The following is a 25,024-nucleotide window of genomic DNA, read 5'->3' as shown; positions in this document are numbered from 1 at the left end:
CGGGGAGCGGGGAGTGCGGTACGAAGCCCCGCCCATTCGGAATCGTGGCAGAAACGGCGCCGTCAGGAGAGGTCTTCCGGCCGCTGTGTTCCGCGTCGCGTTTTTCCGTGGGTCTCGCGGGGCCCTCCGCCGGGCGGGCGGCCGACGGGTCGCTACCAGCGGAACGTGCGCATGCGCATCTGCTGTCGCATGCGTGCCGCCCGGGCGCGGCGCGGCTTCACGCGCTCGCGGAGCTCGATGGCCTCGGTGCGTTCACGCAGGAACTGGGCGCGCCGTCGACGACGCTCGGTGTCGGTCTCGTCTTCCGGACTGTGCTCCGTCATGCGCCACACCACCTCAGTTCGTACGTCTCCACCTTCCCTCGGATGGCGGTGTTGATGCCAGCGAGAGGCGTGGGGCCCGAGCCCGGTTACTGTTGATGTCATGCGGATCCACGTCGTCGACCACCCGCTGGTGGCGCACAAACTCACCACGCTGCGCGACAAGCGCACCGACTCCCCGACCTTCCGGCGCCTCGCCGACGAGCTGGTCACCCTGCTCGCGTACGAGGCCACCCGGGACGTGCGCACCGAACAGGTCGACATCGAGACCCCCGTGACGGGCACGACGGGCGTGAAGCTGTCGTACCCGCGTCCGCTGGTGGTCCCGATCCTGCGTGCCGGGCTCGGCATGCTCGACGGCATGGTGCGGCTGCTCCCGACCGCCGAGGTGGGCTTCCTCGGCATGATCCGCAACGAGGAGACGCTCGAGGCCTCCACGTACGCGACGCGCATGCCGGAGGACCTCTCCGGGCGTCAGGTGTACGTGCTCGACCCGATGCTCGCCACGGGCGGCACGCTCGTCGCGGCGATCCAGGAGCTGATCAAGCGCGGCGCCGACGACGTGACCGCCGTGGTGCTGCTGGCCGCCCCCGAGGGCGTCGAGGTCATGGAGCGCGAGCTTGCCGGTACGCCGGTGACGGTCGTGACGGCCTCGGTCGACGAGCGGCTCAACGAGCAGGGGTACATCGTGCCGGGGCTCGGCGACGCGGGTGACCGCATGTACGGGACCGCGGAGTAGCGGCTCTCAGCAGTTCTTCTTGTCGGACCCGGTGGGCGTCGGCTCGGGCTTGGCCAGTGCGGCCAGGGCCTTGTCGGCGTCCTCTTTTTTGGCCAGGCTCTTGAACCGGGTGCCGATGACCAGGTCGACCTCGCCGCTCTTGCGGGCGTCGGACCGGTGCTCGGCGTCGGCGAGCTGCGTGCCGAGCACGGGGATCGCGGTGTCGGCGGCCGACTTGGCGCCGAGGAGGAGCCCGGTGCCCTTGACCTTCTTGTCGTACGCCTTCGTCGCGTTGCCGACCTTGCCGATGGTGAAGCCGCGCTTCTTGAGCTCGTCTGCGGTGTTCTTGGCGAGGCCGCCGCGGGGCGTGGCGTTGTAGACGTTGACGGTGATCTGCTTCGGGGTGGGCAGCGGTTTCTGCTTCTGCGTCTGCTTCTGTTTCTGCGTTGAGGGGTGCTGGGGGGTGTCGGCTGCCTGTTTGCGGTCGCAGTCCAGGGAGGCGTGGCCCGCGGCCGACGCGGACGCCTTGCTGCCGCCGGTGAAGACGTCGATGAGCTGCAGCGTGCCCCAGCCGATCAGGGCGACGGCCGCGGCGGACGCGATGACCGCGAGCACGATCCTGCGGCGACCGCTGGGGCGGCGCATCCGTGGATATTTGTCCCCCGTGATGCGGTATTTGCCGCCCATGCCGGGGGGAGTGAGCATGCTCATGGGCGCAGCGTAGTGCGGAGGGGCGGCGATGCCTACTAAATGATCATTGCCCGGGGGGCAGTGCAACCCGAAAGGGTCAATGTGGGCGGTGGGTGCGGTGGGTGCGGTGGGCGTGGCGCGTGGCTGGCTGCGGCGAGTGCCTGGAGTGCCTGGCTGCGGTGGTCGGTCAGCCGAGTTCGAGCACGCGTGCGTGGAGCACCTGGCGCTGCTGGAGCGCGGCGCGGACCGCGCGGTGCAGGCCGTCCTCGAGGTAGAGATCGCCCTGCCACTTCACGACGTGCGCGAAGAGGTCGCCGTAGAAGGTCGAGTCCTCGGCGAGGAGGGTCTCCAGATCCAGCTGGCCCTTGGTGGTGACGAGCTGATCGAGGCGGACCGGGCGCGGCGCGACGTCCGCCCACTGCCGGGTGCTTTCCCGGCCGTGGTCGGGGTACGGCCGGCCGTTTCCGATGCGCTTGAAGATCACACGGAAAGCCTACCGGGCAAGGCTCTCCGGGCGCAGCCATGGCGACGGAGTGCGAGCCTGGGAAATGACGCCTTAAATCGGGTCAAACCGGGAACTCGTCGGCCGGGAACAGCGGGCGAAGCGAGCGAGAGCCCGTCGATTCCGTCCACGCCGGTCCACGCGAACCGCCCGAACGAGTCTGTGCCGGGTGGGAGGTGACGGGCGGAGGCAGGGGTTCCGGGAGCGGGTCGCCTTGGGTGGGGGTGGCCGGCGCGGAGCGGTGGGGGTTCTGCCGGTGCAGGGCGGTGGGGGTGGGTGCCTTCGGGAAATGGGCGTGCGGGGGCGGCGTCGCCCGCGTTAGCCTCGTCGTATGTCTACGCCCCGCATTTCCTAGCCAGGACACACGCCTCCACGCCACCCGTGTGTCCATTCGCTATTGCGGAGCGTTATCCAATGATCACCGTTCGAGGTGTCGACGTGCGCGTCGGTGCCCGCCTTCTGCTGTCCGACGTCTCCTTCCACATCGCCCCCGGCGACCGCGTCGGCCTGGTCGGGCGCAACGGCGCCGGCAAGACCACCCTCATGAAGATCCTCGCGGGGCGGACCGCCCCGGCCGACGGCACCGTCACCCGCACCGGCTCCGTCGGGCATCTCGCCCAGGACCCGCGCGCCGCCGACCCCGCCGTCACCGTCACCGACCGCATCCTGTCCGCGCGCGGCCTCGACGAGGCCGCGGCGGCGCTGCGTACCGCGGAGGCCGCCATGGCCGAAGCCGCGGGACCGGCCGCGCAGGAGCGGGCCATGGCCGCCTACGCCCGCGCGGACGACCGCTTCCAGGCGTACGGCGGGTACGCCGCGGAGGCGGAGGCCGCCCGGGTCGCGAGCGGGCTCGGGCTGCCCGAGCGCGTGCTGGGGCGGCCCGTCGGCGAGCTGTCGGGCGGGCAGCGGCGCCGCGTCGAGCTCGCGCGGATCCTGTTCGCGCACCACGACACCGTGCTCCTCGACGAGCCGACCAACCACCTGGACGCCGACTCGGTCGCCTGGCTGCGCACCTACCTGGCCGGATACCCGGGTGGTGTCGTGCTGATCAGCCACGACACCGGACTCCTCGCCGACACCGTCAACCGTGTCCTCCACGTCGACGCGCAGCGCGGCACCATCGACGTCCACAACACCGGGTGGCACGCCTACCGAGCACAGCGCGCCGCCGACGAGCGGCGACGTACCCGCGAGCGCGCCAACGCCGAGCGCAAGGCCGCCTCGCTGCGCGCGCAGGCCGACAAGATGCGCTCCCACGTCGCCACCGCCACCGCGGCGAAGAACATGGACCGGCGCGCCGAGCGCATGCTCGCCGGTACGGAGTCGGGGCGGCGGAACGAGAAGGTCGCGCGGATCCGGCTGCCCGAGCCCGCGCCGTGCGGCCGGATGCCGCTCGGCGCGGTGGCACTGGCCAAGGCGTACGGGTCCCATCACGTGCTGCACGGCGTCGACCTGGCCGTCGACCGCGGCAGCCGGCTCGTCGTCCTCGGCCTCAACGGCGCGGGGAAGACGACGCTGCTCCGGCTGCTCGCCGGGCGCGAACTCCCCGACGCGGGGCGGGTGGTGGCCGGACCCGGGCTGCGGCTCGGGTACTTCGCGCAGGAGCACGACACGCTGGACGGTACGAAGACGGTCCGGGAGAACCTCGCGGACGCGGCCCCGCAGTTGACCGACGGCGAGGTGCGGCGCGTGCTGGGGTCCTTCCTGTTCGGCGGGGACGACGCGGACAAGCCCGCCTCGGTCCTCTCGGGCGGCGAGAAGACGCGGCTCGCGCTGGCCGGGCTCGTCCACTCGGGCGCGAACGTCCTGCTCCTCGACGAGCCCACCAACAACCTCGATCCGGCGTCCAGGGACGAGGTGCTCGGCGCGGTGGGGACGTACCCCGGAGCCATCGTGATGGTCACCCATGACGAGGGTGCGATCGACGCCCTGCGCCCGGACCGGGTGCTGCTGCTGCCGGACGGGGACGAGGACATGTGGAGCTCCGAGTACCGGGAGTTGGTCGCGCTCGCCTGACGACGTTGTTGTCGAAGTGTCTAGTTGGGCGTGCGGCCCGTACGCGGCCGACCGCTGTGATTCGATGCTCCGATGAGACGAGACCGTGCCGCCGACGCGGCAGACGGGCACCCCGTCCTCCGGCTGCGGGAACGTTCCGGCCAGCGCGACCTGGAGGCCTGCGTCGGTGTGCTCGCGGCCGTGCACAAGACCGACGGATACCCGGTCAACTGGCCGGAGGAGCCGGGGGCGTGGCTTGAAGGGGCCGACGCCGTCGGCGCGTGGGTGGCCGAGCTCGACGGGCGGGTCGTCGGCCACGTCGGGCTGGCCCGGCCCGGGCCGGGGGACGAGGCGCCGGGGCTGTGGTGCGAGGAGGCGGGGGCGGTGATCGGGACGGTGGGGGTGGTGAGCCGTCTTTACGTCGCGCCGGACGCCCGGGGGCACGGGATCGGGGCCCTGCTGATGGGGAGGGTCGTGCGGGAGGCGCGGGGGCGCGGGCTGCATCCGGTCCTCGACGTCGTGTCCTCCGACCGGTCGGCGGCCGCGCTCTACGAACGCATGGGGTGGCGGCTGCTGGGCGTCGCCGAGCAGGAGTGGGAGCCGGGACAGCGCGTCGTGCTGCACTGTTACGCGGCCCCTGAGGGGTAGGTGGGTCCGCCTGGGAGCGGTGCCGGGTCGTGTCGTCGGGGGATTACCTCAACTCCCGCCGTCTCTTTGCGCCTTCTCCTCGCAGCCACTCCGCGACGTCGTCGGCTCCTGCCTCGATCGCGATGTCGAGTGGCGTCATGCCGTCGTACCCGATCCAGTCGCGGTCGGCGCCCCGGTCGAGGAGATAGCGGGCGGTCGCCGGATGCCCGCCGTGGCACGCGCCCCAGAACGCGCTGGTGATGTCGGGGGCGGTGCGGGTGTCCTGCGGGCCGTCCTCGACGTACGCCGCGACCCGGTCGAGCAAGCCCAGCGTGGCCGCGTCCTGCAAGGTCGTCCGCGCCCCGAGTTCGAGGAGCCGACGGGCCGCCCGCCACTGGCCGAAGCCCCGCGCGTCGGCGAGCGGAGTGCCACCCCCGATGACCGCCCCGGCCGCCTCGATGTCCGCGCCCGCCGCGACCAGCGCGTCCACCGCCGCCACGTCGTCGTTGCTCGCGGCCCAGTGCAGGGGTGTCTCGCGGTGGGCGCCGACGAACCGGGCGTCGGGGTCGGCCCCCGCCGCGACGAGCACCGCGATGACCTCGGGTCCGGCGGGGAAGTGGCCGGGCCAGTCCGTGGCGAGGTGGAGCAGGCTGCGCGTGCCCGCCGCCTCGCCGTGCCGCTCGACGCCCGCGGTGGCGAGCCCGGGGTGCGCGTCGAGCAGCTCGCGCAGCGTCGCGACGTCACCGCCGCGGATCGCGCCCGTCACGGCTACGGCCAGCGGGTCGTCGGCTTCGAGAACCGTCCTGTCCGGACTCCCGCCCATGTCCGACCTCCTGATCGACTGCCTCGATACTGGCAGCGTCCACTGACAACGGGCGGCCGTCCCGTGCAGGACGGCGCCGAGCACCATCGCCACGGCCACCGCCACCAGGTGCTCACGGCCCGCCAGGTTCGGCTCGGCGATCGACCCGGCCACGGTCGGTACGACCGCGGCGAGGAAGAGCAGCGGGGACCGCAGCGCCACGGCCGTGCAGGCGAAGAGGCCCACGATCGCCGCCGAGGCCCCGGTGTCGACCGTGTGCGCGGTCTCCGCGGGAAGTCCGAACCGGCCGGGACCGAGGGCGATCATGACGCGCGCCCCGAGGGTTCCCGCGAGCGTGACGGCGTACGCCACCACCAGCGTCCGTACGCGTCCGAAGAGGAGCTCGGCGAGGGCGAACGCCAGGAACAGCCGGGGCAGGCCGCCCCAGGCCGACAGGTCCACCGCGGGCACGAACAGGGAGACGGGCGTGCGGAGCAGGGACAGCCAGACCGGCTGGTCGGCCCGTACCTCGCTGAGTACGCGTACCACGCCCGCACCGGCGGCCGTCTGCTGGAACTCGTGCAGGCCGATCACGGCGGCGCAGGCGACGACGGCCAGCGAGACGCCCAGGGGGCCACGCTCCCGGAGCCTGCGGCACGGGGCCGCGACGATGTTCCGCCACTCGTGGAGCACGGCATTCCGGCACCACCCCCCGGCCAGGCGGGACACGCGCGATATTCGCGACACCAGCTGTCCATTCTCTTCCTGCTCGTTCGCCCGGACGGGCGAAAGCGGAGGATACGTGACAGCGGGCGTCATTCGCCCACGCCCAGGACCGCGGTCTCGGAGCATGCGCTCGGGCCGTGGTCTCGGACTGTGGTCTCGGGTTATGCGTCGGGCCCGGTGCGGTTCGGTCCGTCGTCCCGGCGCCTGCGCGGCCGGTGCGCCATCAAGTCCCTCGTTCCGCGGGCCTCGTCCGTGCCCACGATCGGGAGCGGGTGCGTGCCTCGCGGCGCGTTCGAAGGGAACCGGAGCAGCCTCGCGGACGAGGGAGACGCTGCCCCCGTGGACGGCGGCTCCTCGTCGGCATGACCGGCATGGCCGGCCGGCGAACCGGCTCCCGGGCCGTCGTCGGCCGTACGCGCGTGTTCCGTGGCGCGGGCGTGCTCCGCCCAGCCCTCCTGGAACCAGCGCAGCTGGCTCTGTTGCGCCTCATCCTCGGTGAGGATCCGGACGCCGTCGACCCCGGCCTCCTGGATCTTCGAACCGAGCTCGATCAGCAGCCCGCCGACGAGGTAGGCCAGTTCTTCGGACGCCCTCGTCCCGTTCTCGGCGTCATGACGTCCCGTACCGCGACGCCGAGCACCCCCGGACGGCCCCTCCGCTTCGTCAGTCGGCATGTTCGCACTCCCTCTGTGCCCCCGGGCTGCGTAAGTCGGCCGTGAGTCGGCCCCCAGCTGTTCGACTACTCGACCTGCGGCAGGAACGCCTTCGTGACCCTCACGAAGACCGCCTGCAGTTCTGGGGGCACCCCCATTCTCCGGGCCGCTTCCTCGGGGCTCAGCAGTCGGGGGGCCTCGGGCTCCCCGCCCCGTGCGGCCATGATCGGCAGGTCGTTCTCGGACAGTCGGCCCGAGCGGATCAGCATGTCCCGCAGGGGGACCCCGAGCACCGCGGCGAGGCGCCGCATCGTCTCCAGGTCCGGCATGCTCTGCCGCTGGATGAGGCGGCTGACCGCGGCCCGGTGCACGCCCGCGTCGTCCGCCAGTTTCGACTTGCCGCCGCCGCGCGGGCTGTCGATGTCGTAACCGCGCTCGCGCATCACGCCCTCGATCCACTCGGCGAACTCCTCCAGTTCGTCCGCTCGGTTCCGGCCACCCTCACGGCCGTGTTCGTGATCGCTCCCGGGTCGGTACCCCTGGTCGCTGCGGGCGCTGGCCCGCGGGCTGGACACCATGTCGTCGCTCTCCCCTCGTCGCAGAGCGAGCGTACCGATCGTGCGCGCACCGAAATATGTGCGCGCTCGCACGTTGTTGTGAAGATCCCGAGTGCGCGGTCGGCGGAGGGGTTCCGTCCGGTGTCGTCGCGCCAGCTGTTTCCAGCCACCCTTACTCCCTTCTCGTTCTCGCGCCTCCCCGTTTTTAGTTGCGCATGCGCACGTAGCGTGGAACTCTGATCACGCATCGACGTCTTCGAACTAATGTTCGCATACCTGCGGAGGGGATGCGCATGCCCAATCGGACAGTTCTGCTCGCACCTGCTCTGAACAGCGCGTTCGCTGAAATACGAGTCTCCGAATCCCACCGGGACGAGGCTCTCGACTGGCGCAGGAACGCCGCCTGCGCGGATCTCCCCCAGCAGTACGTCTTCACACGCACCCCCGCCGAGGCGGCGCCGGTATTGCGCGCCTGCAATCAGTGTCCGATCCGCCGCGAGTGCGAAGCCATCGTCGATCCGTCGCACACCTGGTTCGACGGGGTCAGCGGGGGACGCCTGTGGCGCAACGGCCGCGAGGTCAAGCCGCGCAAGTCGACGTCGCGGCAGCCGGCGTCGGGGCAGCCGACGTCGGGGCAGTCGAACGAGAACCTGGGGAGGCCGTGATGAGCGGGGCCTTGAAGAGCGGCGCGGTGGACCGTGCCGCGCTCTGGATCGATTCGCTGCGACGCCGGTACCCCTTGCTCCTGGAGGAGCTGGCGCCCGGCACGGGACGGACGTTCCGCGAGGTGCGGGGCGGCGGCCCGGCCGCGTCCGCCGTCGCACCCGTACGCCTCTACGTCTCCGACGCCCTCCGCGACATCGGCGACGGGGTCGTCGAACTGGAGGAGGCGGTACGGGACCGGCTAGGTCTGCGCCGCATCTCCGCCGCCCCCGTGCCGGTCCGCCTGCGCCGCCTCACCGAACTCCTCGACGTACTGCGGGACAGGGACATGCCCGACCTCGCCGCCCACGTCGAGGAGGAGACCCGCCGGATGGCCAACCGCTGCGCCCGCGCCCTCGGGGACCCCGAGCAGCTGGTGCGGCTGCCCGGCCGCTGCCCCGCCTGCGACTCGGTCTCACTGCGGGCCTTCCCCGAACGCGGGGTCGCGATGTGCGTCAACCCGCCCTGCCGGCACGTACTCGACGAGGAGGCGGCATGAACACCCCGCTGATCTCGGGCGACCTCGCCGCCACCGAGGCCGACGTCTCGCCCGCGACCATCCGCAAGTGGGTCCAGCTCGGCCACCTGAAGGCCGCGGGGCGGCAGGGACGGCGCTCGATGTACCGCCTGGAGGACGTGTTCGCCGCGGAGCGGTGCGTGCGTGGGGTGGCGCGAGCGAAGGCGTAGCGACAGGCGCAGGCGCAGGCCTGGCCGTACGTGAGGAGGGTCCCGCACCGGGGGGTGCGGGGCCCTTCGTGCGTTGTGGCGTGCCCCAACTGGGGGCCTCGGAGTTCAGTTGCGGGATCGGGACCCCTGGATCACACTTGGAGCAGCGGCAGAGCTGCGCCCCGCACCGGGGCGGCGGACCTGCCGCTTTGTGTTGCCCACACTCATTTCCCTTCTCATGACAGGGAGTGTCCATGTGTCCATCCTGACCTTTCCCGACGCGGAACGGCTCGTCGTCGACTTCCTCAAGAACCGGGCGGAGCTCGCCGGTTCGGTCGTCGACAACAAGCCGCCCGCCGGGTTCGACGGCACCCAGAAGGCCGTCCTCGTCTCCCGCGTCGGCGGCGCGTGGGTCGACGACCGGCATCTCGATCAGCCGCTGCTCGACCTCGAGGTCTACGGCCCGGACAAGTCCACCGCGCACGGTATCTCCCTCGCCGCCCGTGCCTGTGTGCTCGAACTGACCGGCACCTCGTACGGCGGGGCCGTCGTCACCGACGTCGCCGAGGCGGACGGGCCGCGCTGGCTGCCCGACTACAACCGCCCGGCGGGCAACCGGTACCTGTCGACGGTGCGGATCTCGATCCGTCCCGCGTAGCAGCACCGCGCCACCCTCGCAGCTTCACCCTCAAGGCCCTGCCATCCGGCGGGGCCTTCGTCGTAACGGCCTCCGTCGTACCGACGGACGACCGAGAACTGAGGAGTTCGCATGGCAGGCAACAACGGCAAGGAAATCCGCGTCGCCGGTACCGGACGCGTGCTGATCGCGCCGATCGGGACCGAGGCGCCGGCCACCATCGCCACCGACTGGGACAAGACGAAGTGGACCGACCTCGGTTACACCACGACCGACGGCATCAAGTTCAACAAGAAGGACAAGATCGACCCGGTCGACACCTGGCAGTCGGTGAGCCCGGCGCGGTTCATCTACTCCGACCGCGACCTCACCGTGAAGTTCCAGCTGCTGCAGCTGAACAAGGCGAACCTGGCCTTCTTCATGGGTGGCGGCGAGGTCAAGGCTGCCACCGTGCCGGCGACGGTCGGCGCGCTGGCCGAGGGTGACCTGAAGGAGTTCACGTACGACCTCGCCCACACCCCGGCGCCGGACGAGCGTGCGCTCGGCATCGAGTTCACCGACGGTGCGGCGAAGTACCGGTTCGTCGTGCCGCGCGGCCAGGTCACCGAGACCGAGGAGATCGGTCTGACCCGGACCGGTGCGGTGAAGCTGGGCGTGACGTTCACGGCGCTCGCCAAGGACGACAACGCTCCGCTGGCGAGCTTCCGCATCAAGGAACTGGCCACGTCCTACTCGTAAAAGGACAGGGAGCAGTTCGCTCTGCTCCCCGGCTGATTGATTGCGCAAAATCGCCGGTTGCGCTTGCGCGCGACCGCATAGGATCCCAGCGACGCCCGGTCCGTGCCCCCAGCACGGCCGGGCGTCGCCTTCGCCGAAGGAGAGACCCGTGTCTGGCTTCAACGTCAATGCCGCCCGCGCCCAGCGCCTCGAAGCGCTCGGCCGGGCGTGGACCTTCGAGCTCGACTCCGACAGCTTCGAGCTGCCGACCGAACTGACCCGCGCGACCGCGCGCAAGCTCCGTGACCTGGACGACAACGACGTGGACGGGCTGCTCGAACTCCTCCTGGGGGAGCAGCAGTTCGCCCGCTTCGAGCGGCACGAGGTCACGATGCAGGACATCGCGGCGATCCTGGAGGCGTACGGCAAGGAGACCGGGCTCGGCCTGGGGGAAGGCTGAGCCTCGGCGCGTTCGTGGACGAACACGCCGAGGCTCTTGAGGCCGACCTGCTCCGCTTCTACGGCCTCGACCTCCTGGACTGGCACCGCGGCCGCCTCTCCTCCCGCCGCCTCGCGGTGTTGATCCGGCATCTGCCGCGGGAGGGGGCGGTGGCGCGGGAGACGGAGGGGGAGGGGGCGGAGTGGTCGGTCGGGGATTATCTGCTGGCTCACGTGGTGGACCAACTGGCCGACGCGAACTGGATGTTCGCCACGGTCAACCGGGACGAGGACGCGGAACCCCTGGACCCGCCGAAGCCACTGCCGCGCCCCGGCGCGCCCCGTCCCTCGGAGGGCCGCGCCGAGGAGCGGACGCCTGACTCCGGGCCCGCCATGCCGTCGGCGGAGCAGTTGGTCGCGTTCTTCACCTGACGGGGAGCCGACGGGGTCAGCGATTGCGAAGGGTGAGTTTCCACTTCTGCATCGGGCCCCAGCCGCCGAAGGGCTGAGAGATCGCGACCACGCCCTCTCCGGGGATGGTGATGGTTCCGCGGAAGCTGCCGGTGTTACAGGCGAGCTCCTGTTCCTTGCCACCTTCGAGATCGAAGTGCCGGACAGAGCCTGCGCCCGCGAATTCGACGTCTGCGCGCCGTTCTCCACCGCGTATGAGGAACACGCGGGAGGCGCTGGCCGAGTTCTCCAATGACAGCTCGGGGAGCTCCGGGAAGCTCTTGCATTCCAGGCTCCAGCGGCCGGTTTTACGGTCACTCGATGCGCCCTTGACGACCAGTTTTCCGTACTGCGCAGGGATCATCAGATGAGTTGTGTCGCCCCAGTGCGCGAAGCCTATGTTCTCGTGCTTGGTGACGCCGTCCTCGTGAATCTCGCCGTGAATTGCAAAACCGGGTCCGAAAATCCTGCATCGTGCCTCGATAACGAATCTTTCCCCGACCAGGTGCTTGGGGACGTCGAACTCGAACATACCGCGGCCGGAAAATTGAGTACCGATATTCCCAGACATGACTGAACCCTTTCAAGGAGATGAGAGCCATGGGTGGCAGCGAGGGCAAGCCTCTGAACGACAGAGTTACAGATCTCGAGGATTCAGTCCAGGGTCTTGAGGAGTCAGTCCAGTCCTTCACGACGAAGATGGAATACGGCGGCGCCAAGGCGGACATCGCCGGTGCCACGGCTGCCGCCACCGGAGTCTCGACCGAGTTCACCGGTTTCGGTACCGGCGTGAAGCTCTGGAGTGCCGAACTTGATCTCAAGGCGAAGTGGGAGGAGAAGAAACTAAAAAATGCGCTGAGCAACCCTGAGAAACTCAGGCTCGATCTCGACAACGCTGCGTCCGAAATTTCCCGTATCAAGTCGGACCTGACCAGCCTCGGCAGCCGAACCGACCAGCGCGTCACCGACCTCTCCACTGAACTCAACCGCAAGATCGCCCGGAAGGCCGACATCTCCGCCCTCCGGGAGACCGCCGGTCGGCACGACAACCAGCTCGAAGGGCTTCGGAGCAGTCAGGTCAACGCACTGAACCGCGAGGCCCGCCAGGCCAATGTCTCCGTCCAGGCGCTGAACGACGAGATCGCCCGGCTCAATGCCCGCTTCTGATCCGGCGCGCAAGGAGTAGTCATCCGGAGGAGTAGACAACCATGGCATTGAACAAGTCCATAAGTACCGCGGCCACCCAATTGGGCCGCATGCGCAGCGCCGCGAGCCAGGCCGCCGCCCAGGTCGGCAAGTTGGGCAAGTCCACCGGCTCCGCCGCCGGAGCCGTCAACCAGTTGGGGAAGCCCACCGGCTCCGCCGCCTCCGCCGTCGGCAAGCTCGGCAAGTCCACCCAATCCGCCGCTACCGCCGTCGGCAAGCTGCGTACGTCCGCCAACAGCAGCAGCAGCGCGGTCAAGCAGCTGCACAGCGGACTCCGTACCGCCGACGGGTCCCTGGGGAAGGCGAAGAAGGGGTCCGACAAGTTCAAGAGTTCGCTCGACAAGCTGCGCGGGTCCGCCGACAAGGCCAAGGCCGCCCTGCGTGACGTGAAGCGGCAGGCCGATGCCGTCGACAAGTCCGTCGGGAAGGCCGGCAAGAACGCCGACAAGGGCGGCAAGTCCATGGGCAAGCTGGGCAAGGGGCTCAAGGGCGCGAGCACCGCGCAGAAGGGGCTCAACCTCGCCATGGCGAGCAGCCCCTTCGGGCTGATCATGACGCTCGCCGCCCCGCTGATCGCCCAGTTCGTGAACATGGACAAGGTCACCGCCGCCCTCAAGCGCGGTATGGACGCCGCCTGGAAGGGCATCAAGTCCGGTACCCGGGTCGCCGTCGACTTCGTGAAGCCGCTGGTCAAGGGGCTCGGCAACGCCATCCTGACGCCCATCACGGGGCTCGCCACCGCCCTGAACGGCGTGTTCGGCGTCCTCGCCGGGATCAAGATCTCCATCCCCAGTTGGGTGCCGAAGTGGGGCGGGAAGTCGTTCGGCTTCCCGCGCCTTCACGTGCCCGTGCCCCACCTCGCCCAGGGCGGCATCGTGCAGGCCCGCAACGGCGGCACGCTCGCGCTCGTCGGTGAGGCGGGCGAGAGCGAAGCCGTCATCCCGCTCTCCCGGCTGGAACGGATGATCAGCAACGGCGGCGGCAACGCCGTCGCCCTGCGCCGCCTCGCCGAGGCCATGGAGCGCCTCGCGGACCGGCCCGTCCACGTCGACGTCGACTCGCAGACCATCGCCCGCGCCGTCTTCGCGGGCCGGCGCGCCCTGGCACGGCGTTAGCCCCGCGCTCCACCGAGTCACAACAGAACAGGAGGAGTTCATGGCCAGGAACCTGTGGATCGGAGCCCCCGGCCGGCTCCGGGAAATCCGGCAGGCGGCGAAGAGCTGGGACCGCACCGCCGAGCTCAACGTCACCGAGTTCAAGGCGCTCGAAGGGCGCGTCACCACCTTCGCGCCCACCCGCACCATCCGTCGTCTCAAGCTCTCCTTCGAGTGGCTTGAGCCCGAGGACGCCCAGCACCTCGCCCGGCTCGCCCGCCGCGTCGGCACCGGACGCGGCCCGCTCGTCGTGCTCGACCCCGCCTCCGTCAACCTGCTCGACCCCTATCAGGCGGCCGGGCAGTCGGACATCCCCGGCGGCTGGGACCACTGGTTCACGATGAACGGCGACATCGCGCTGGCCAGGAACGCCGACGGCGTCACCACCGTCGACTGCCGGGAAGCGGGCGCCGCCGTCGGGTGGATCCACGGGGTGTGGACCGGCTGGCCGGTCGTGCCGGGCATGCGGGCGTCCTGGCTGCTTCCGGACGGCTGGGACCCCCTCATCGCCACCGCTCAGCTGGACTGGAAGGCGGCGGACGGCAAGTACCTCAGCAGCAGCCATGCCGCCGGTGCCTCCGTCACTGCGGCCGCCCCCGCGGGCGCCGCCTACGTCACGCCCGTCGCACGGCCCGGCGCGGTCGGCCTGTTCGGGCTCGCGGGCGCCTGCCTCACCCTCGACGAGGAGCCCGTCGCGCACGCGCTCGGCGACGGCTGCCCGGCGATGGCGGTCACGGCGTACACGGACGTCCCCGCGGCCCGGCTGCCGTACCGCAACGTCAGCCTCGACCTCGTGGAGGTCCGTGATGCAGCGCTCTGACGAGGTCCTCGCCCGGGCCCTGTCCACACCCGAGCGCGTGCCGGCCCACTCCACCCGTCTCGGCGGCAAGGAGGTCGGCCCGCAGGTCCAGTCGTGGAAGGTCGAGCGGGCGTACGCCACGGACCTTCCCGAGGCGATGCGAGCCGTGTCGGGCAGCGCCTCCGCGCAGCTGGAGCTGTTGCTCGGCGGCGCGGAGGGCGTTCCCGCGCCGCGGCTCTACTCGGCCTGGGCGGACCGCCTCACCGGTGATCTCGTACGCCCCGGACAGTCCGTCGTCCACACGGCGGGGGCGGGCGGCCGCACCGTGCCCGCCTTTCGCGGCACCGTGCGTTCGCGCACCGCCGCGTCCGGCAGCGACACCGTGACCGTGGACGCGTTGGACGGCGCGGAGCGGTTGCGGGGGCCGGCCTATCTGCCACGGCCGTACCACGGCTTCATGTCGGGCCGCCCCGTCGCCACCGCGACCTGGTGCGTCGACGAACTCCTGCGCCAGGGCGGCATCCACAGCTGCCCGCCGCCGCGGGCCCCGGACATCGACCCGGCCGACACGCAGCCGTTCACCGCGCTGTACGCCTCCCTGCACGGCGGCTTCAACGCGACGCACGGTCAGCCCGAGTACGTGCCGAGCCCGTCGACGTACGACTGGATCCGCGAGGGCGCGCCCTTCGAGATGGCCCTGATGCCGAAGGCGGCCGGCTTCGTGGCGTCGTGGATGCCGCGCTCGCGGTTCACGCTGCCGGGCAAGGTCTTCCAGGTGGAGTGCTGGGTCAACACGGCGCTCGCACGGGGCAACCTGATCGAGATGACGGCGGTGTTCGACCAGGCCGGGACGCGCACCGGATACCTCAAGGGCTCGTTCGACATCGCCACCGGCAAGGTGCTCATCACGTCCGGGACCAACGGTGTCGCGGACCCGCAGGTGGTGTCCTGGACCATCGACACGCTGGCCTCTCTGCGGGGGGTCTGGCATCTCGGCTTCACGGTGGACACGTCCGCGACCGGCACGGTCGTCGCTCCGACCGTGCAGCCGCGCCTCACACAGCCCGACGGCCGGTACCGGGTGGGTGAGAAAGCCACCTTCAGCAAGGAGGAGTCCTGGCAGCCGGTCTCCGAGCTGCACCAGGTCAACCTGATGACCGACATGGCGGTCGAGTGCCTCCAGGTCACCGACCGGCTCTGGACGGACACCGCCACCTACCCGCAGGCGGAGTGGGAGCAGCGGGGGCAATGGACCAAGGGTGCCGCCCTCGACACCCCCGAGCTGCCGCTCTTCGACATCCCGAAGGTGTCGGGATCCCAGTGGGACGCGATCACCGAGATCGCCAGGGCCAGCATGTCCACCGCCGAATTCGACGAGCAGGGCGTCTTCCGCTGGCGCGGCCCCTCGCGGTTCACCACGGTGCCGACCGTGCCCGACCTCACCGTCACCACGCGTCGGGACATCTCCTCGATCACCGTCACCGAGGAGATCGACGCCTGCCGCAACTACTGCGAGCAGCCCTACCAGGACTGGAACGGGATCAAGGCGGTCGTCGGCGAGCCGATCCAGGACACGGTGGTACGGGAGATCAAGCCGAACTCGGCGATCGTCGTGCAGTACGCCATGGCCGAGGACGACGTCGAGGTCGGCCCGCCCGGAGTCCTGGACGACTCAGTCTCCGGCGAGGGGCACCAGGTGCGCTTCGGCACCGCGAAGACCGGTGGGACGTCGGTCAAGGGCGACGTCACGGTGAGCTGTTGGCGGGACGGGCCGACGTACTCCGTGCGGTTCGCCAACCACGGCGCGGCCACCCTGTGGACGGTGACGAAGGACGGCAAGCCCTCCGTACGGCTCCAGCCGCTCAAACGGTCGGCCGATCCGAAGCAGCGCTCGTACGCGTGGCGGAACACGACCAGTCAGAAGTACTACGGCAAGCAGCAGTACACGGCGCCGACCGGCGACTGGGTGCAGACGGTCGAGACCGCTTCGGCCCTGTCGAAGGCCATGCTCACCGCCGGCCGCTACCCCGTGCCGCTCCTCGGCGACGTCGAGGTCCTGCACGACCCGCGCATCCAGCTCGGCGACGTCGTCCGGGTGGTCGACACCGCGGGCGCCGAACTCGACACGCTGGCCTGGGTGGTGGGCATCCGCACCACGCACGCGGCCGGCGGCGCGCCGCAGCAGACCCTCACCCTGCGCGGCACCGCCTTCAACGGCGTACCGGCCGACGCCGGGCTCACTCCCGACGCACCGGTCGACCCCGCGTACGGCCAGCAGCGGAAGTACCAGCGGCTCACCGCGCAGTACGCGACGCTCGACGACCTCACCAAGCAGGCGATCAGCTACCGGACGCTCCTTGACACGCCGGGAGGCACGGCATGAACGAAGAGGAGACGTCGGTCGACGGCTACGAGCCGCCGCCGGGGCCCATCCAGATCGACGACCCCCTCGTGGAGGCGGGCGACGAAGGGCCGGACTGGAGCCAGATGCTGCCGTAGCCCTCGAAGGCCGACCCCGACCGCCCCGCCCAAGGAGGATCCGAACCCATGGTCGCTCTCACCCCCCTCGGCAACCTGCCCTACCCGCAGCCCGCCGACAACGCCGACATCCCCGTTCACCTGCAGTCCCTCGCCGAGGCCGTCGACGGCCGGACCGTGCTGCGGTTCGCCGACGCCGCCGCCCGCGACGCGAAGGTGACCGACCCGATCCCGGGCATGATCGCCTGGCTCAACAACCCGGGCCGGCACTTCTACTTCACCGCCGCCAAGCAGTGGGCCCAGCTCTCGCTCGGCCCGGTCCACTGGGCGAGCAGCCTGACCGGTTCGACGACGTCGACCGCGTACGTCGAGACGCTCACCGGCGCCACCGAGCCCCTCGCCGTCACGTTCATCGCCCCGCCGTCCGGCACCGTGGTCCTCACGATCGGTGCCCGCTTCAACAACAGCGCGGCCGGTCTCGCGTACTTCTCGGCCGCCGTGAAGCAGGGCACCCGGGTCGTCAGCGCAGCGGCCGACGCACGCGCGGCCGTCGTCGGCGGCACGAACCAGGTCACGGCGAGCATGCAGTACCCGCTCACCGGCCTCACCGCGGGCGCCGCCTACACCGTGACCGGCGCTTACCGCACCACCGCGGGCACCGCCACCCTCAGCAACCGCTACTTCACCATCACATCCCTGATCTGACGCACACCGGGGAGGCCTCATGGCCACGCCTCTGTCCCCCGACGCCCTCGTTCGCGCCCTGCGCGGCGAGGGCGTCCGCATGAGAGAACACGGCACCTGGAGGACGCACAACCGCAACCACAAGGGCCCCTGGGGGCCCGTGCACGGCGTCATGCTGCACCACACGGCAGGGCGCGACAGCCTCGCCCTCTGCCGGCGCGGCATGCCGGATCTGCCGGGTCCGCTCTGTATCGGACTCATCGGCAAGGACGGCACGCTCCACCTGGTCGGGTACGGCCGCACCAACCACGCGGGCAACGGTTCGGCCGCCGCGCTCGACGCGGTGCAGAGGTCGAAGACGCCGCCGTCCAGGCCGGGGCCCGACGCCGTGGACGGCAACGCCCGTTTCTACGGCTTCGAGATCGAGAACCTCGGCAACGGGCGTGATCCGTTCCCCGCGGCCCAGCTCGACACGGTCGAACGCCTCTCCGCCGCGCTGTGCCGGGCGCACGGGTGGTCGGGGGCGAGCGTCATCGGCCACAAGGAGTGGACCCGGCGCAAGATCGACCCGATGTTCTCGATGCCGGTGATGCGGGGGCGGGTCGCCAAGCGCCTCGGCTCCGACGCGCCGGGCGGCGGAGGCGGCGAAGGCACCGCGTACGAACCGTTCCCCGGTGCCGGGTTCTTCGCCATCGGGCGGCGGGAGGAGCTGTTCACGGCGGTCGGGCGCCGGCTCGTCAAGGAGGGATGCGGGCGGTACGAGGTCGGGCCGGGGCCGGTGTGGACCGAGGCCGACCGCGCCTCGTACGCCGTCTGGCAGAACAAGCTCGGCTACCGCGGCGCGGCGGCGGACGGCGTTCCGGGCCGCGCGAGCTGGGACCGGCTGCGGGTGCCGCGGCCCTGAGTTCCGAGCACCGAGTCCAGGGAGTACGACCATGAACGACCCGAACGATGCGACCCGCAGAGGGCTGCGCACCGCCGTACAAGCACTCGTCACCCTCATCACCGCCCTGCCGCTGCTCGCCGCCGACCCGGGCGTCGCGGACGTCCCGGTGCTCGCGGGCCTCGTGGCGTTCGCCACGGCGCTGAGCCGCCTGATGGCCGTGCCGGCCGTCGAGGCGCTGCTGCCCGCGTGGCTGCGGAGGCGGGGGGTGGACGATGGCGGGAGCTGAGACGGGGAGCGTCCCCCTGGAGCTGGAGCGGCTGCGCCGTTCCGTGGACGTCGGTTTCGCCACGACCAGGGGTGATCTCGCCCTCCTGCTCCAGCGCGCCGACCAGACCGACAAGACCCTCTCCGAGCACGAGGACCGCCTCGACGCCCTGGAACGCAGCCGCTGGCCCCTGCCCTCGCTGGCAGCGATCACCTCCTGCACCGCCCTGGCCGTCACCCTCTGGCAGTCGGGGGGCAGGTGAGGCGCTGAGTGACGAGGGGCCCGGCCATCACGTGGCCGGGCCCCTCTATCACCCCCGGAGGGTGACCACCGGCGGCCCGGACGGGGAGAAGACTCCACGCACAACGGTGCAACCGGCACTTCTGAGCTTGGAGGTCCTGTCATGGCCACCTCGACCCCTGTGCACCACCGTTCGAGCAGCACCGCGCAGGCGGCGGCCGCCGGGCTGACGGTCTTCGCGGCGGTCATGCTGATGATCGCCGGCATCATGGGCTTCATCCGCGGCCTCATGGCCATACTCGAGGACGACGTGTTCCTCACGACGCGCGACTACGTCTTCCAGTTCGACCTGACGAGCTGGGGCTGGATCCACCTGATCCTCGGCGTCGTCGCGATCGGTGTCAGCGCGGGTCTGTTCGCCGCGATGGCGTGGGCCCGGGTGACCGGCGTGATCATCGCCGGGCTGCTGATGATCGCCAACTTCCTGTCGATCCCGTACTACCCCTTCTGGTCCCTGACCGTGATCGCCGTCGACGCCCTCATCATCTGGGGGCTCTGCGTGGTGCGGCGCGAAGACGTCTAGGGCCATGCGGGACGGACGGGAACGTACGCCGGAGAGGCAGGCCCGCCGGATCGCGGAGTTCATCGCCCCGCTCCGGGTGAAGCCCGGGGCGAAGGTGAACCTGTCCGAGGACTTCGACCCCGCGCACAAGGCGGGGATCAAGGACAAGGCGGCCGGCCAGGAACTGCTGGGCGTCGGCGTCGAGTTGCTCGCCGACTACCAGCGGCGCCTGGCCGCCCAGGGCACGCACGGGGTCCTGGTCTGTCTTCAGGCGCTGGACGCCGGCGGCAAGGACGGCACGATCCGGCACGTCATGAGCGGGGTGAACCCGCAGGGCGTGCACGTGACCAACTTCCGGGTGCCGTCGGCCGAGGAGCTCGGCCACGACTACCTGTGGCGCTACGCCTGCCGCCTGCCGCGGCGCGGCGAGATCGGCATCTTCAACCGGTCGCACTACGAGGAGGCCCTGGTGGTGCGGGTGCACCCCGAACTCCTCAGCCGGCAGCGGATACCGGACACGGACGAGGCGGGCAAGGCGTTCTGGCGGCGGCGCTTCCGGGAGATCAACGACTGGGAGCGGTACCTGTCCGAGAACGGCTTCCGGGTCGTCAAGCTCTTCCTCAACCTGTCCAAGGAGGAACAGCGCGTCCGTTTCCTGCGGCGGATCGACGTACCGGAGCGGAACTGGAAGTTCTCCGCGGCCGACGCCCGCGAGCGCACCTTCTGGGACGCCTACCAGTCCGCGTTCTCCGAGATGCTCTCCGCCACCAGCACCCCCTGGGCGCCCTGGTACGTCGTTCCCGCCGACCGCAAGTGGTTCGCGCGCATCTGCGCGGCGGCCGTGCTCGCCGACACCCTGATCGGGATCGACCCGCGCTACCCCGAGATCGACGACAAGAGCCGGCGTGACCTGGCGCGGGAGAAGATCCTGCTGGAGGGCGAGGCTCCGGAAGGGACGGCGCCCGATCCGTACGCGGCGAAGCTCGCCAAGGGCACCGGGGTGAAGCCCGCCAAGGGCGCCAAGAGGACCAAGAGGCGGCAGCGATGACTGCATCCGCATCCGCATCCGCACCCGGGCACCGCCCGCCCGCCGCCCGGACCGCCGCCTGGCACGCGGACTCCGCCGAGTCGGTGGCCGCACGGCTTGGTGTCGTCCCGGGCGCGGGCCTGGACGCAGGACAGGTGGCCGCGCGGCTCGCCGAGGACGGTCCCAACGCGCTGCCGGAGGAGAAGCCGGCGTCCGGCGGGCAGCGGTTCCTCCGTCAGTACACCTCGTACATGCAGATCATCCTCGTCTGTGCCGCCGCGGTGTCCCTCGCCGTCCAGGAGTGGGGGACCGCGGTGGTGCTGCTGGCCCTGACCGTGCTGAACGCGGTCATCGGGATACGGCAGGAGGGCAAGGCGGAGAGCGCCATGAACGCCCTCAAGGCGATGACGAAGGCGACGGCGCGGGTGCGGCGCGACGGCACCGAGGCCAGGATCCCCGCGGAGGAGCTCGTCGTCGGGGACGTCGTCCTCCTCACCGCGGGGGACGAGGTGCCCGCCGACGGGCGGCTCATCGAGACGAACGCCCTCCAGATCGACGAGTCCCCCCTGACCGGGGAGAGCGTGCCCGCCGCCAAGGACGCCGCGCCGGTGCGGATGGCGTCCGACGTCGAGCCGACGCCGGCCGACCTGACCGACATGGCGTTCATGAACACCCCGGTGACGCACGGCAGCGCCGTCCTCGTGGTCACCGCCGTCGGGTCCGGCACCGAGCTGGGCCGGATCGCGGGGATGCTCTCGACGACGCCCCGTGAGGAGTCGCCGCTCACCAAGGAGCTGAACCGGCTGACGCTGTGGATCGTGGGGGCCGCGGGCCTGACGATGCTCATGATGTTCGTCCTCGGCAGGGAGCGGGGCGAGCCGTGGGACCTGCTGTTCATCAGCGCGGTCTCCCTGGCGATCGCCGCCGTCCCCGAGGCGCTGCCCACGGTGACGCAGACGATCCTCTCCCTCGGCGGCCTCGAACTCGCCCGCAGGCACGCCATCGTCAAGGACCTGCCCTCGGTCGAGACCCTGGGCTTCACCTCGGCGATCAACTCCGACAAGACCGGCACGCTGACGCTCAACCAGATGACCGTCGTGGAAGTCGTCGACCCCTACGACCGCTACACGGTCTCCGGCACCGGCTACGGCCTCGAAGGCCGCGTCCACCACGCCGCCGGTACGTCCCCGAGCATCGAGGGCGCGATCCTGCCGTACCTCGTCGCGAGCGACGCGGCCCTGGTCGACGGCAAGGTGGTGGGGGACCCGACCGAAGGCGCCCTGCTCGTGCTCGGCCACAAGGCGGGGCTCGACGTCGACGCCACGCGGGCCCGGTTCCCGCGCCTCGCGACGCTGCCGTTCGACCCCGCGTACAAGCTGATGGCGACCTTCCACGAGGCACGGGACCCGCAGGGGCGCACGGTCGTGCGCTGCTTCGTCAAAGGGGCGGCACCGGCCGTGCTCGCCCGCGCGACGACGGCCCTCTCGTACGGCGCCGCCGCCCCCTTCGACAAGGCCCTGAGCGAACGGGCGCAGGACGAACTGGAGCGGATGGAGCGGGCGGGGCGCCGGGTGATGGCCGCCGCGACCCGTGACTTCGACCCCGCGGAGTTCACCCCGGACGGGGACCTCCTGCCCCTGATGGCGGAGCTGACGGTGACCAGCCTCGTCGGCATGGTCGACCCGCCGCGCACCGAGTCCGCGGACGCCGTGGCCGCGGCGCGGGCCGCCCACATCCGGGTCCGCATGGTCACCGGCGACGACGTCATCACCGGTGCCGCCGTCGCCGAGCAGATCGGCATACCCGGCGAGGCGATCCTCGGCACCGAGTTCGCGGCCCTGACCGAGCGGGAGCGGCTGGCCCGCATCGACGACATCGGCGTCGTCGGGCGCGTCGCCCCCGAACACAAGGTGCTGCTCGCCGAGACCCTCAAGAAGAAGGGCGACGTCGTCGCCATGACCGGCGACGGGGTCAACGACGCCCCGGCCGTCAAGGCCGCGGACATCGGCATCGCCATGGGGTCCGGCACGGAGGTCACGAGGAACGCCGGACGCATGATCCTCGCCGACGACAACTTCGCGACGATCGTCCACGCGGTCGAGCAGGGCCGCAAGATCTACGACAACCTCACCAAGTACATCCGGTTCGTGCTCGTGCTGCTCGTCGCCTTCGTGCTCACGTTCCTCGGCGCGACGCTCTTCGACATCGCCGACGGCGAGCCCTTCACGCCCGCCCAGGTGCTGTGGATCCACTTCTTCGTCAACGCGGCGTTCGGCTTCGCCCTCGGCTTCGACCGGGTCAGCGCGGACCTGATGAGCCGCCGCCCGCGCCCGCGCGGCGAACCCGTGATGACGGGCGGCCTGATGCTCACGGTCGGGCTCGTCGGAACGGCCCTGACCGCCGGACTGCTCGGCATGATCAAGCTCGGCGAGTCGCGGTTCGACAGCCCGGCCGTGGGCAACTCCATCGCCTTCACGACGTTCGCGCTGTGCCTGCTCGTCGCCGCCCTCGAATGCCGCAGCCAGACGGGCACGGTGTTCACCGCCGACTCCTTCGACAGCAAGCAGCTGAACTGGACGCTCCTCGGAGAGTTCCTCCTGGCCGTCGCCGTGACCCAGACGGACGCCTTCAACCGGCTGCTGGACACCACCCCGCTGACCATCGGCCAGTTCGGCTGGGCCCTCCTGCCCGCTCTCGCGCTCCTCGGCCTGTGGGAGCTCGGCAAGTCCGTCACGCGCCGACGGCTCCGTCCCCCGTCGTGATCCGTCCAGGTCCAACAGGAGGTTCGACATGGCTGAGCACTACACCCGGAACCAGGCCGGTCCCGGTGCGCCCCCGCCCGAACCGGAGCACCGCGTCGGCGTGATGACCCTCGGCGGGGTCGTGTTCGCCGCGTGCGTGCTGGGCCTCGTCGGCTCGTTCCACGTCATCTCGGGACTCTCCGCGATCCTGAGCGACAACTACTACGAGACGCAGAACAACTATTCCTACGACTTCGACGTCAACACCCGCGGCTGGGTCGAGATGCTCACCGGGGTCGTGGTGCTCGCCGCGGCCCTGAGCCTCTTCTCGGGCAAGGCGTGGGCCCGCGGTGTGGGCATCGCGATCGCGGGGCTCAGCGCGATGGAGCACTTCTTCTTCACGCCGTACCACCCGGTGTGGTCGGCGCTCGTCATCCTGCTCGACGTGCTGGTGATCTGGTCCCTCGCCACGTACGGGCGGCGCGAGGCCCACAAGGCCTACGGCGCGCCCCTGTGACGCCCTGAGGACGGGCGGCGGCGCGAACCTCACCCGCCAGGGAGGAGGACGGCGGCCGTGCGGTCCGGTGCGATGCCGGGGTGAACCCATGCAGAGGCACCGACATCGCCGGCACGCTGCTGTTCGTGCCGCGCCTGGTGCTCAGGACCGCGGGCGCGGGTCTCGACGCGGTCGTACGTGAACTGCTCGCCGCCGTCGTGCGGCGCATCGAACTCGACGACGTGGTGTCCCGCGTGGACGTCGACCGCGTGGTCGAGCGGGTCGACGTCGACCGGATCGTGGAGCGCGTCGACGTGGACCGGATCGTGTCCCGCGTCGACGTGAACCGGGTCGTGCGGCGCGTGGACGTGGACCAGGTCGTGGACCGCGTCGACGTCGACGCCATCGCCCGGCGCCTCGACGTGGAGCGGGTGGTGGAGCGGGTCGACGTGGACGCGATCGCGCGGCGTCTCGACGTCGACGCCGTCATCGACCGCATCGACCTCGTCGCGCTGGTCCTCGGCGTCCTCGCGGAGATCGACGTGCAGCGCATCGCCAGGGAGGCGGGCAGCGGCATGACACGCGAGACCGTCGAAGCGGTACGGGAACGCGGCATCAAGGCCGACCGGCTGGTCGCCCAGCTCACCGACCGCCTGCTGCGCAGAACGCCCGACGGGCGGCCCGGGGCCCCGCCGCCCCGGCCGGTGCGGCCGGCGTGAGCGGCGGCGCGGCGGTCCCGGACGGGCCGTGGCAGGCGCGGGGGCGGCCCGCCGGGCTCGTCTCACGACTTCTCGCCGGGGGCATCGACGCACTGGTCGTGGTGGTGCTCGGCGTGCTCCTGCACCTGGGGGCGTCCGCCGTCGTGCTGGTGGTGGCCGGCCCGCCGTTCAGGACCCTCGATCCGCCCGCGTGGGTCACGGCGGCGTGCGGCACCGCGATCGCCCTCGGCTACGCGGCGGGCAGCTGGGCCACGACGGGGCGCACGGCAGGCGGCCAGGTGATGGGCCTTCGGGTGAGCGCCCGTTCGGGGCGGCTGCTGCGGGTCGCGCCCGCGGTGCTGCGGGCCGCGCTCTGCCTCGCGCTTCCCACGGGGCTGCTGTGGATCCCGCTGAGCCGCCGGAGCGCGTCCGTCCAGGACCTCCTCGTGCGGAGCACGGTGGTCTACGACTGGACGCCCCGCAGCCCGGCCGTCTCCGCGTACCGCAGGACCGCTCCCGAGCCTCCTGGGCCCTGACCCGCCGGACAGGCCCTGGCCACCGGACACGCCCTGACCCGCCGGACACGCC

General features: G+C 71.1%; 31 protein-coding genes. 24 read left to right on the top strand and 7 right to left on the bottom strand.

What is annotated here, in order from left to right:
- Window positions 1-152: 152 nt before the first annotated feature.
- Window positions 153-323 (bottom strand): hypothetical protein, encoded by a 171-nt coding sequence (locus tag AC07DO_RS11450; protein ID WP_165283766.1) that lies wholly within the window; start codon window positions 321-323, stop codon window positions 153-155.
- A gap of 100 nt (window positions 324-423) precedes the next feature.
- On the opposite strand from AC07DO_RS11450, the gene upp reads away from it, so the two are divergent.
- Window positions 424-1,059, top strand: coding sequence for a uracil phosphoribosyltransferase (upp, locus tag AC07DO_RS11445; RefSeq protein WP_098243516.1), 636 nt, complete (start codon window positions 424-426; stop codon window positions 1,057-1,059).
- Between the two features lie 6 nt (window positions 1,060-1,065).
- Here the strand turns inward: upp and AC07DO_RS11440 are convergent, their stop codons facing one another.
- The gene (locus AC07DO_RS11440) at window positions 1,066-1,749 is read right to left on the bottom strand and encodes a LytR C-terminal domain-containing protein (RefSeq protein ID WP_479058765.1); all 684 of its coding nucleotides are present in this window, start codon (window positions 1,747-1,749) and stop codon (window positions 1,066-1,068) included.
- A gap of 166 nt (window positions 1,750-1,915) precedes the next feature.
- Window positions 1,916-2,212, bottom strand: coding sequence for a type II toxin-antitoxin system VapB family antitoxin (locus AC07DO_RS11435; protein ID WP_003955420.1), 297 nt, complete (start codon window positions 2,210-2,212; stop codon window positions 1,916-1,918).
- A gap of 432 nt (window positions 2,213-2,644) precedes the next feature.
- Here AC07DO_RS11435 and AC07DO_RS11430 point away from each other — a divergent pair, with 432 nt between their 5' ends.
- The gene (locus tag AC07DO_RS11430; protein WP_479058763.1) at window positions 2,645-4,246 is read left to right on the top strand and encodes an ABC-F family ATP-binding cassette domain-containing protein; all 1,602 of its coding nucleotides are present in this window, start codon (window positions 2,645-2,647) and stop codon (window positions 4,244-4,246) included.
- A 72-nt stretch (window positions 4,247-4,318) separates the two neighbouring features.
- The gene (locus tag AC07DO_RS11425) at window positions 4,319-4,873 is read left to right on the top strand and encodes a GNAT family N-acetyltransferase (protein ID WP_479058762.1); all 555 of its coding nucleotides are present in this window, start codon (window positions 4,319-4,321) and stop codon (window positions 4,871-4,873) included.
- Window positions 4,874-4,916: 43 nt separating this feature from the next.
- On the opposite strand, the gene AC07DO_RS11420 is transcribed toward AC07DO_RS11425, so the two are convergent.
- The 3 genes from AC07DO_RS11420 to AC07DO_RS11410 form a co-directional block, all read right to left on the bottom strand.
- Complete coding sequence (locus tag AC07DO_RS11420) at window positions 4,917-6,347, bottom strand: ankyrin repeat domain-containing protein (protein ID WP_479058760.1); 1,431 nt, start codon at window positions 6,345-6,347, stop codon at window positions 4,917-4,919.
- A 194-nt stretch (window positions 6,348-6,541) separates the two neighbouring features.
- On the bottom strand, window positions 6,542-7,054 hold the full coding sequence (locus AC07DO_RS11415; protein ID WP_479058758.1) for a hypothetical protein: 513 nt from the start codon (window positions 7,052-7,054) through the stop codon (window positions 6,542-6,544).
- A 65-nt stretch (window positions 7,055-7,119) separates the two neighbouring features.
- On the bottom strand, window positions 7,120-7,476 hold the full coding sequence (locus AC07DO_RS11410) for a transcriptional regulator (RefSeq protein ID WP_223833192.1): 357 nt from the start codon (window positions 7,474-7,476) through the stop codon (window positions 7,120-7,122).
- 407 nt (window positions 7,477-7,883) lie between these two features.
- On the opposite strand from AC07DO_RS11410, the gene AC07DO_RS11405 reads away from it, so the two are divergent.
- From AC07DO_RS11405 to AC07DO_RS11375, 7 genes are all read left to right on the top strand, one after another.
- On the top strand, window positions 7,884-8,255 hold the full coding sequence (locus tag AC07DO_RS11405; protein ID WP_479058756.1) for a WhiB family transcriptional regulator: 372 nt from the start codon (window positions 7,884-7,886) through the stop codon (window positions 8,253-8,255).
- Window positions 8,255-8,791: a hypothetical protein gene (locus AC07DO_RS11400; RefSeq protein ID WP_479058754.1), complete on the top strand. Its 537-nt coding sequence runs from the start codon at window positions 8,255-8,257 to the stop codon at window positions 8,789-8,791. Before AC07DO_RS11405 ends, AC07DO_RS11400 begins: the two co-directional genes overlap by 1 nt.
- On the top strand, window positions 8,788-8,979 hold the full coding sequence (locus tag AC07DO_RS11395; RefSeq protein WP_479058753.1) for a helix-turn-helix domain-containing protein: 192 nt from the start codon (window positions 8,788-8,790) through the stop codon (window positions 8,977-8,979). Before AC07DO_RS11400 ends, AC07DO_RS11395 begins: the two co-directional genes overlap by 4 nt.
- Window positions 8,980-9,214: 235 nt before the next feature.
- Entirely contained in the window at window positions 9,215-9,616 is a 402-nt protein-coding gene (locus AC07DO_RS11390; protein ID WP_479058752.1) for a hypothetical protein, read from the top strand.
- 111 nt (window positions 9,617-9,727) lie between these two features.
- The gene (locus tag AC07DO_RS11385; protein ID WP_479058751.1) at window positions 9,728-10,333 is read left to right on the top strand and encodes a phage tail tube protein; all 606 of its coding nucleotides are present in this window, start codon (window positions 9,728-9,730) and stop codon (window positions 10,331-10,333) included.
- Between the two features lie 148 nt (window positions 10,334-10,481).
- Window positions 10,482-10,772 (top strand): hypothetical protein, encoded by a 291-nt coding sequence (locus tag AC07DO_RS11380; RefSeq protein WP_150169700.1) that lies wholly within the window; start codon window positions 10,482-10,484, stop codon window positions 10,770-10,772.
- Window positions 10,773-10,786: 14 nt separating this feature from the next.
- The gene (locus tag AC07DO_RS11375; RefSeq protein WP_479058750.1) at window positions 10,787-11,182 is read left to right on the top strand and encodes a hypothetical protein; all 396 of its coding nucleotides are present in this window, start codon (window positions 10,787-10,789) and stop codon (window positions 11,180-11,182) included.
- Window positions 11,183-11,198: 16 nt separating this feature from the next.
- Here AC07DO_RS11375 and AC07DO_RS11370 read toward each other — a convergent pair whose 3' ends face one another.
- The gene (locus AC07DO_RS11370) at window positions 11,199-11,771 is read right to left on the bottom strand and encodes a hypothetical protein (RefSeq protein ID WP_479058749.1); all 573 of its coding nucleotides are present in this window, start codon (window positions 11,769-11,771) and stop codon (window positions 11,199-11,201) included.
- 29 nt (window positions 11,772-11,800) lie between these two features.
- Between AC07DO_RS11370 and AC07DO_RS11365 the strand changes: the two genes are divergently transcribed.
- From AC07DO_RS11365 to AC07DO_RS11300, 14 genes are all read left to right on the top strand, one after another.
- Window positions 11,801-12,367, top strand: coding sequence for a hypothetical protein (locus tag AC07DO_RS11365; protein ID WP_479058747.1), 567 nt, complete (start codon window positions 11,801-11,803; stop codon window positions 12,365-12,367).
- 41 nt (window positions 12,368-12,408) lie between these two features.
- Window positions 12,409-13,521, top strand: coding sequence for a hypothetical protein (locus AC07DO_RS11360; protein WP_479058745.1), 1,113 nt, complete (start codon window positions 12,409-12,411; stop codon window positions 13,519-13,521).
- Between the two features lie 40 nt (window positions 13,522-13,561).
- Window positions 13,562-14,380, top strand: a complete 819-nt coding sequence (locus tag AC07DO_RS11355; protein ID WP_479058743.1) for a hypothetical protein — start codon at window positions 13,562-13,564, stop codon at window positions 14,378-14,380.
- A complete protein-coding gene (locus tag AC07DO_RS11350; RefSeq protein WP_479058741.1) occupies window positions 14,367-16,742 on the top strand; it encodes a hypothetical protein in 2,376 nt (791 codons plus the stop codon). Before AC07DO_RS11355 ends, AC07DO_RS11350 begins: the two co-directional genes overlap by 14 nt.
- 164 nt (window positions 16,743-16,906) lie before the next feature.
- On the top strand, window positions 16,907-17,542 hold the full coding sequence (locus AC07DO_RS11345) for a hypothetical protein (protein WP_479058739.1): 636 nt from the start codon (window positions 16,907-16,909) through the stop codon (window positions 17,540-17,542).
- A 19-nt stretch (window positions 17,543-17,561) separates the two neighbouring features.
- Window positions 17,562-18,425, top strand: coding sequence for a peptidoglycan-binding protein (locus tag AC07DO_RS11340; RefSeq protein WP_479058738.1), 864 nt, complete (start codon window positions 17,562-17,564; stop codon window positions 18,423-18,425).
- Window positions 18,426-18,456: 31 nt separating this feature from the next.
- A complete protein-coding gene (locus AC07DO_RS11335; protein ID WP_479058736.1) occupies window positions 18,457-18,693 on the top strand; it encodes a hypothetical protein in 237 nt (78 codons plus the stop codon).
- Complete coding sequence (locus AC07DO_RS11330; RefSeq protein WP_268772175.1) at window positions 18,680-18,934, top strand: hypothetical protein; 255 nt, start codon at window positions 18,680-18,682, stop codon at window positions 18,932-18,934. The genes AC07DO_RS11335 and AC07DO_RS11330 overlap by 14 nt, the downstream gene beginning before the upstream one ends.
- 141 nt (window positions 18,935-19,075) lie before the next feature.
- On the top strand, window positions 19,076-19,495 hold the full coding sequence (locus AC07DO_RS11325; protein WP_479058734.1) for a DUF7144 family membrane protein: 420 nt from the start codon (window positions 19,076-19,078) through the stop codon (window positions 19,493-19,495).
- A gap of 4 nt (window positions 19,496-19,499) precedes the next feature.
- The gene (locus tag AC07DO_RS11320; protein WP_479058732.1) at window positions 19,500-20,522 is read left to right on the top strand and encodes a polyphosphate kinase 2 family protein; all 1,023 of its coding nucleotides are present in this window, start codon (window positions 19,500-19,502) and stop codon (window positions 20,520-20,522) included.
- Window positions 20,519-23,263 carry a cation-translocating P-type ATPase gene (locus AC07DO_RS11315; RefSeq protein ID WP_479058730.1) on the top strand — a complete coding sequence of 915 codons (2,745 nt, stop codon included), beginning with the start codon at window positions 20,519-20,521 and terminating at the stop codon, window positions 23,261-23,263. The genes AC07DO_RS11320 and AC07DO_RS11315 overlap by 4 nt, the downstream gene beginning before the upstream one ends.
- A 28-nt stretch (window positions 23,264-23,291) precedes the next feature.
- A complete protein-coding gene (locus AC07DO_RS11310; RefSeq protein ID WP_479058728.1) occupies window positions 23,292-23,759 on the top strand; it encodes a DUF7144 family membrane protein in 468 nt (155 codons plus the stop codon).
- A gap of 80 nt (window positions 23,760-23,839) precedes the next feature.
- Window positions 23,840-24,457, top strand: coding sequence for a hypothetical protein (locus tag AC07DO_RS11305; protein ID WP_479058727.1), 618 nt, complete (start codon window positions 23,840-23,842; stop codon window positions 24,455-24,457).
- A complete protein-coding gene (locus AC07DO_RS11300; RefSeq protein WP_479058726.1) occupies window positions 24,454-24,972 on the top strand; it encodes an RDD family protein in 519 nt (172 codons plus the stop codon). The genes AC07DO_RS11305 and AC07DO_RS11300 overlap by 4 nt, the downstream gene beginning before the upstream one ends.
- The last annotated feature ends 52 nt before the right edge of the window (window positions 24,973-25,024 follow it).

It is taken from the genome of Streptomyces sp. NPDC045678, assembly GCF_056432085.1.
Note: the sequence above shows the minus strand (reverse complement) of the source record. Positions and strands in the feature narration are given on the sequence as shown.

What these genes read in the sequence shown, in the direction of transcription:
- AC07DO_RS11450 (WP_165283766.1), bottom strand. Translation starts at nt 323, where the DNA reads ATGACGGAGCACAGTCCGGAAGACGAGACCGACACCGAGCGTCGTCGA.
- upp (WP_098243516.1), top strand. Translation starts at nt 424, where the DNA reads ATGCGGATCCACGTCGTCGACCACCCGCTGGTGGCGCACAAACTCACC.
- AC07DO_RS11440 (WP_479058765.1), bottom strand. Translation starts at nt 1,749, where the DNA reads ATGAGCATGCTCACTCCCCCCGGCATGGGCGGCAAATACCGCATCACG.
- AC07DO_RS11430 (WP_479058763.1), top strand. Translation starts at nt 2,645, where the DNA reads ATGATCACCGTTCGAGGTGTCGACGTGCGCGTCGGTGCCCGCCTTCTG.
- AC07DO_RS11425 (WP_479058762.1), top strand. Translation starts at nt 4,319, where the DNA reads ATGAGACGAGACCGTGCCGCCGACGCGGCAGACGGGCACCCCGTCCTC.
- AC07DO_RS11415 (WP_479058758.1), bottom strand. Translation starts at nt 7,054, where the DNA reads ATGCCGACTGACGAAGCGGAGGGGCCGTCCGGGGGTGCTCGGCGTCGC.
- AC07DO_RS11410 (WP_223833192.1), bottom strand. Translation starts at nt 7,476, where the DNA reads ATGCGCGAGCGCGGTTACGACATCGACAGCCCGCGCGGCGGCGGCAAG.
- AC07DO_RS11405 (WP_479058756.1), top strand. Translation starts at nt 7,884, where the DNA reads ATGCCCAATCGGACAGTTCTGCTCGCACCTGCTCTGAACAGCGCGTTC.
- AC07DO_RS11400 (WP_479058754.1), top strand. Translation starts at nt 8,255, where the DNA reads ATGAGCGGGGCCTTGAAGAGCGGCGCGGTGGACCGTGCCGCGCTCTGG.
- AC07DO_RS11395 (WP_479058753.1), top strand. Translation starts at nt 8,788, where the DNA reads ATGAACACCCCGCTGATCTCGGGCGACCTCGCCGCCACCGAGGCCGAC.
- AC07DO_RS11385 (WP_479058751.1), top strand. Translation starts at nt 9,728, where the DNA reads ATGGCAGGCAACAACGGCAAGGAAATCCGCGTCGCCGGTACCGGACGC.
- AC07DO_RS11370 (WP_479058749.1), bottom strand. Translation starts at nt 11,771, where the DNA reads ATGTCTGGGAATATCGGTACTCAATTTTCCGGCCGCGGTATGTTCGAG.
- AC07DO_RS11365 (WP_479058747.1), top strand. Translation starts at nt 11,801, where the DNA reads ATGGGTGGCAGCGAGGGCAAGCCTCTGAACGACAGAGTTACAGATCTC.
- AC07DO_RS11360 (WP_479058745.1), top strand. Translation starts at nt 12,409, where the DNA reads ATGGCATTGAACAAGTCCATAAGTACCGCGGCCACCCAATTGGGCCGC.
- AC07DO_RS11355 (WP_479058743.1), top strand. Translation starts at nt 13,562, where the DNA reads ATGGCCAGGAACCTGTGGATCGGAGCCCCCGGCCGGCTCCGGGAAATC.
- AC07DO_RS11350 (WP_479058741.1), top strand. Translation starts at nt 14,367, where the DNA reads ATGCAGCGCTCTGACGAGGTCCTCGCCCGGGCCCTGTCCACACCCGAG.
- AC07DO_RS11345 (WP_479058739.1), top strand. Translation starts at nt 16,907, where the DNA reads ATGGTCGCTCTCACCCCCCTCGGCAACCTGCCCTACCCGCAGCCCGCC.
- AC07DO_RS11340 (WP_479058738.1), top strand. Translation starts at nt 17,562, where the DNA reads ATGGCCACGCCTCTGTCCCCCGACGCCCTCGTTCGCGCCCTGCGCGGC.
- AC07DO_RS11335 (WP_479058736.1), top strand. Translation starts at nt 18,457, where the DNA reads ATGAACGACCCGAACGATGCGACCCGCAGAGGGCTGCGCACCGCCGTA.
- AC07DO_RS11330 (WP_268772175.1), top strand. Translation starts at nt 18,680, where the DNA reads ATGGCGGGAGCTGAGACGGGGAGCGTCCCCCTGGAGCTGGAGCGGCTG.
- AC07DO_RS11325 (WP_479058734.1), top strand. Translation starts at nt 19,076, where the DNA reads ATGGCCACCTCGACCCCTGTGCACCACCGTTCGAGCAGCACCGCGCAG.
- AC07DO_RS11320 (WP_479058732.1), top strand. Translation starts at nt 19,500, where the DNA reads ATGCGGGACGGACGGGAACGTACGCCGGAGAGGCAGGCCCGCCGGATC.
- AC07DO_RS11315 (WP_479058730.1), top strand. Translation starts at nt 20,519, where the DNA reads ATGACTGCATCCGCATCCGCATCCGCACCCGGGCACCGCCCGCCCGCC.
- AC07DO_RS11310 (WP_479058728.1), top strand. Translation starts at nt 23,292, where the DNA reads ATGGCTGAGCACTACACCCGGAACCAGGCCGGTCCCGGTGCGCCCCCG.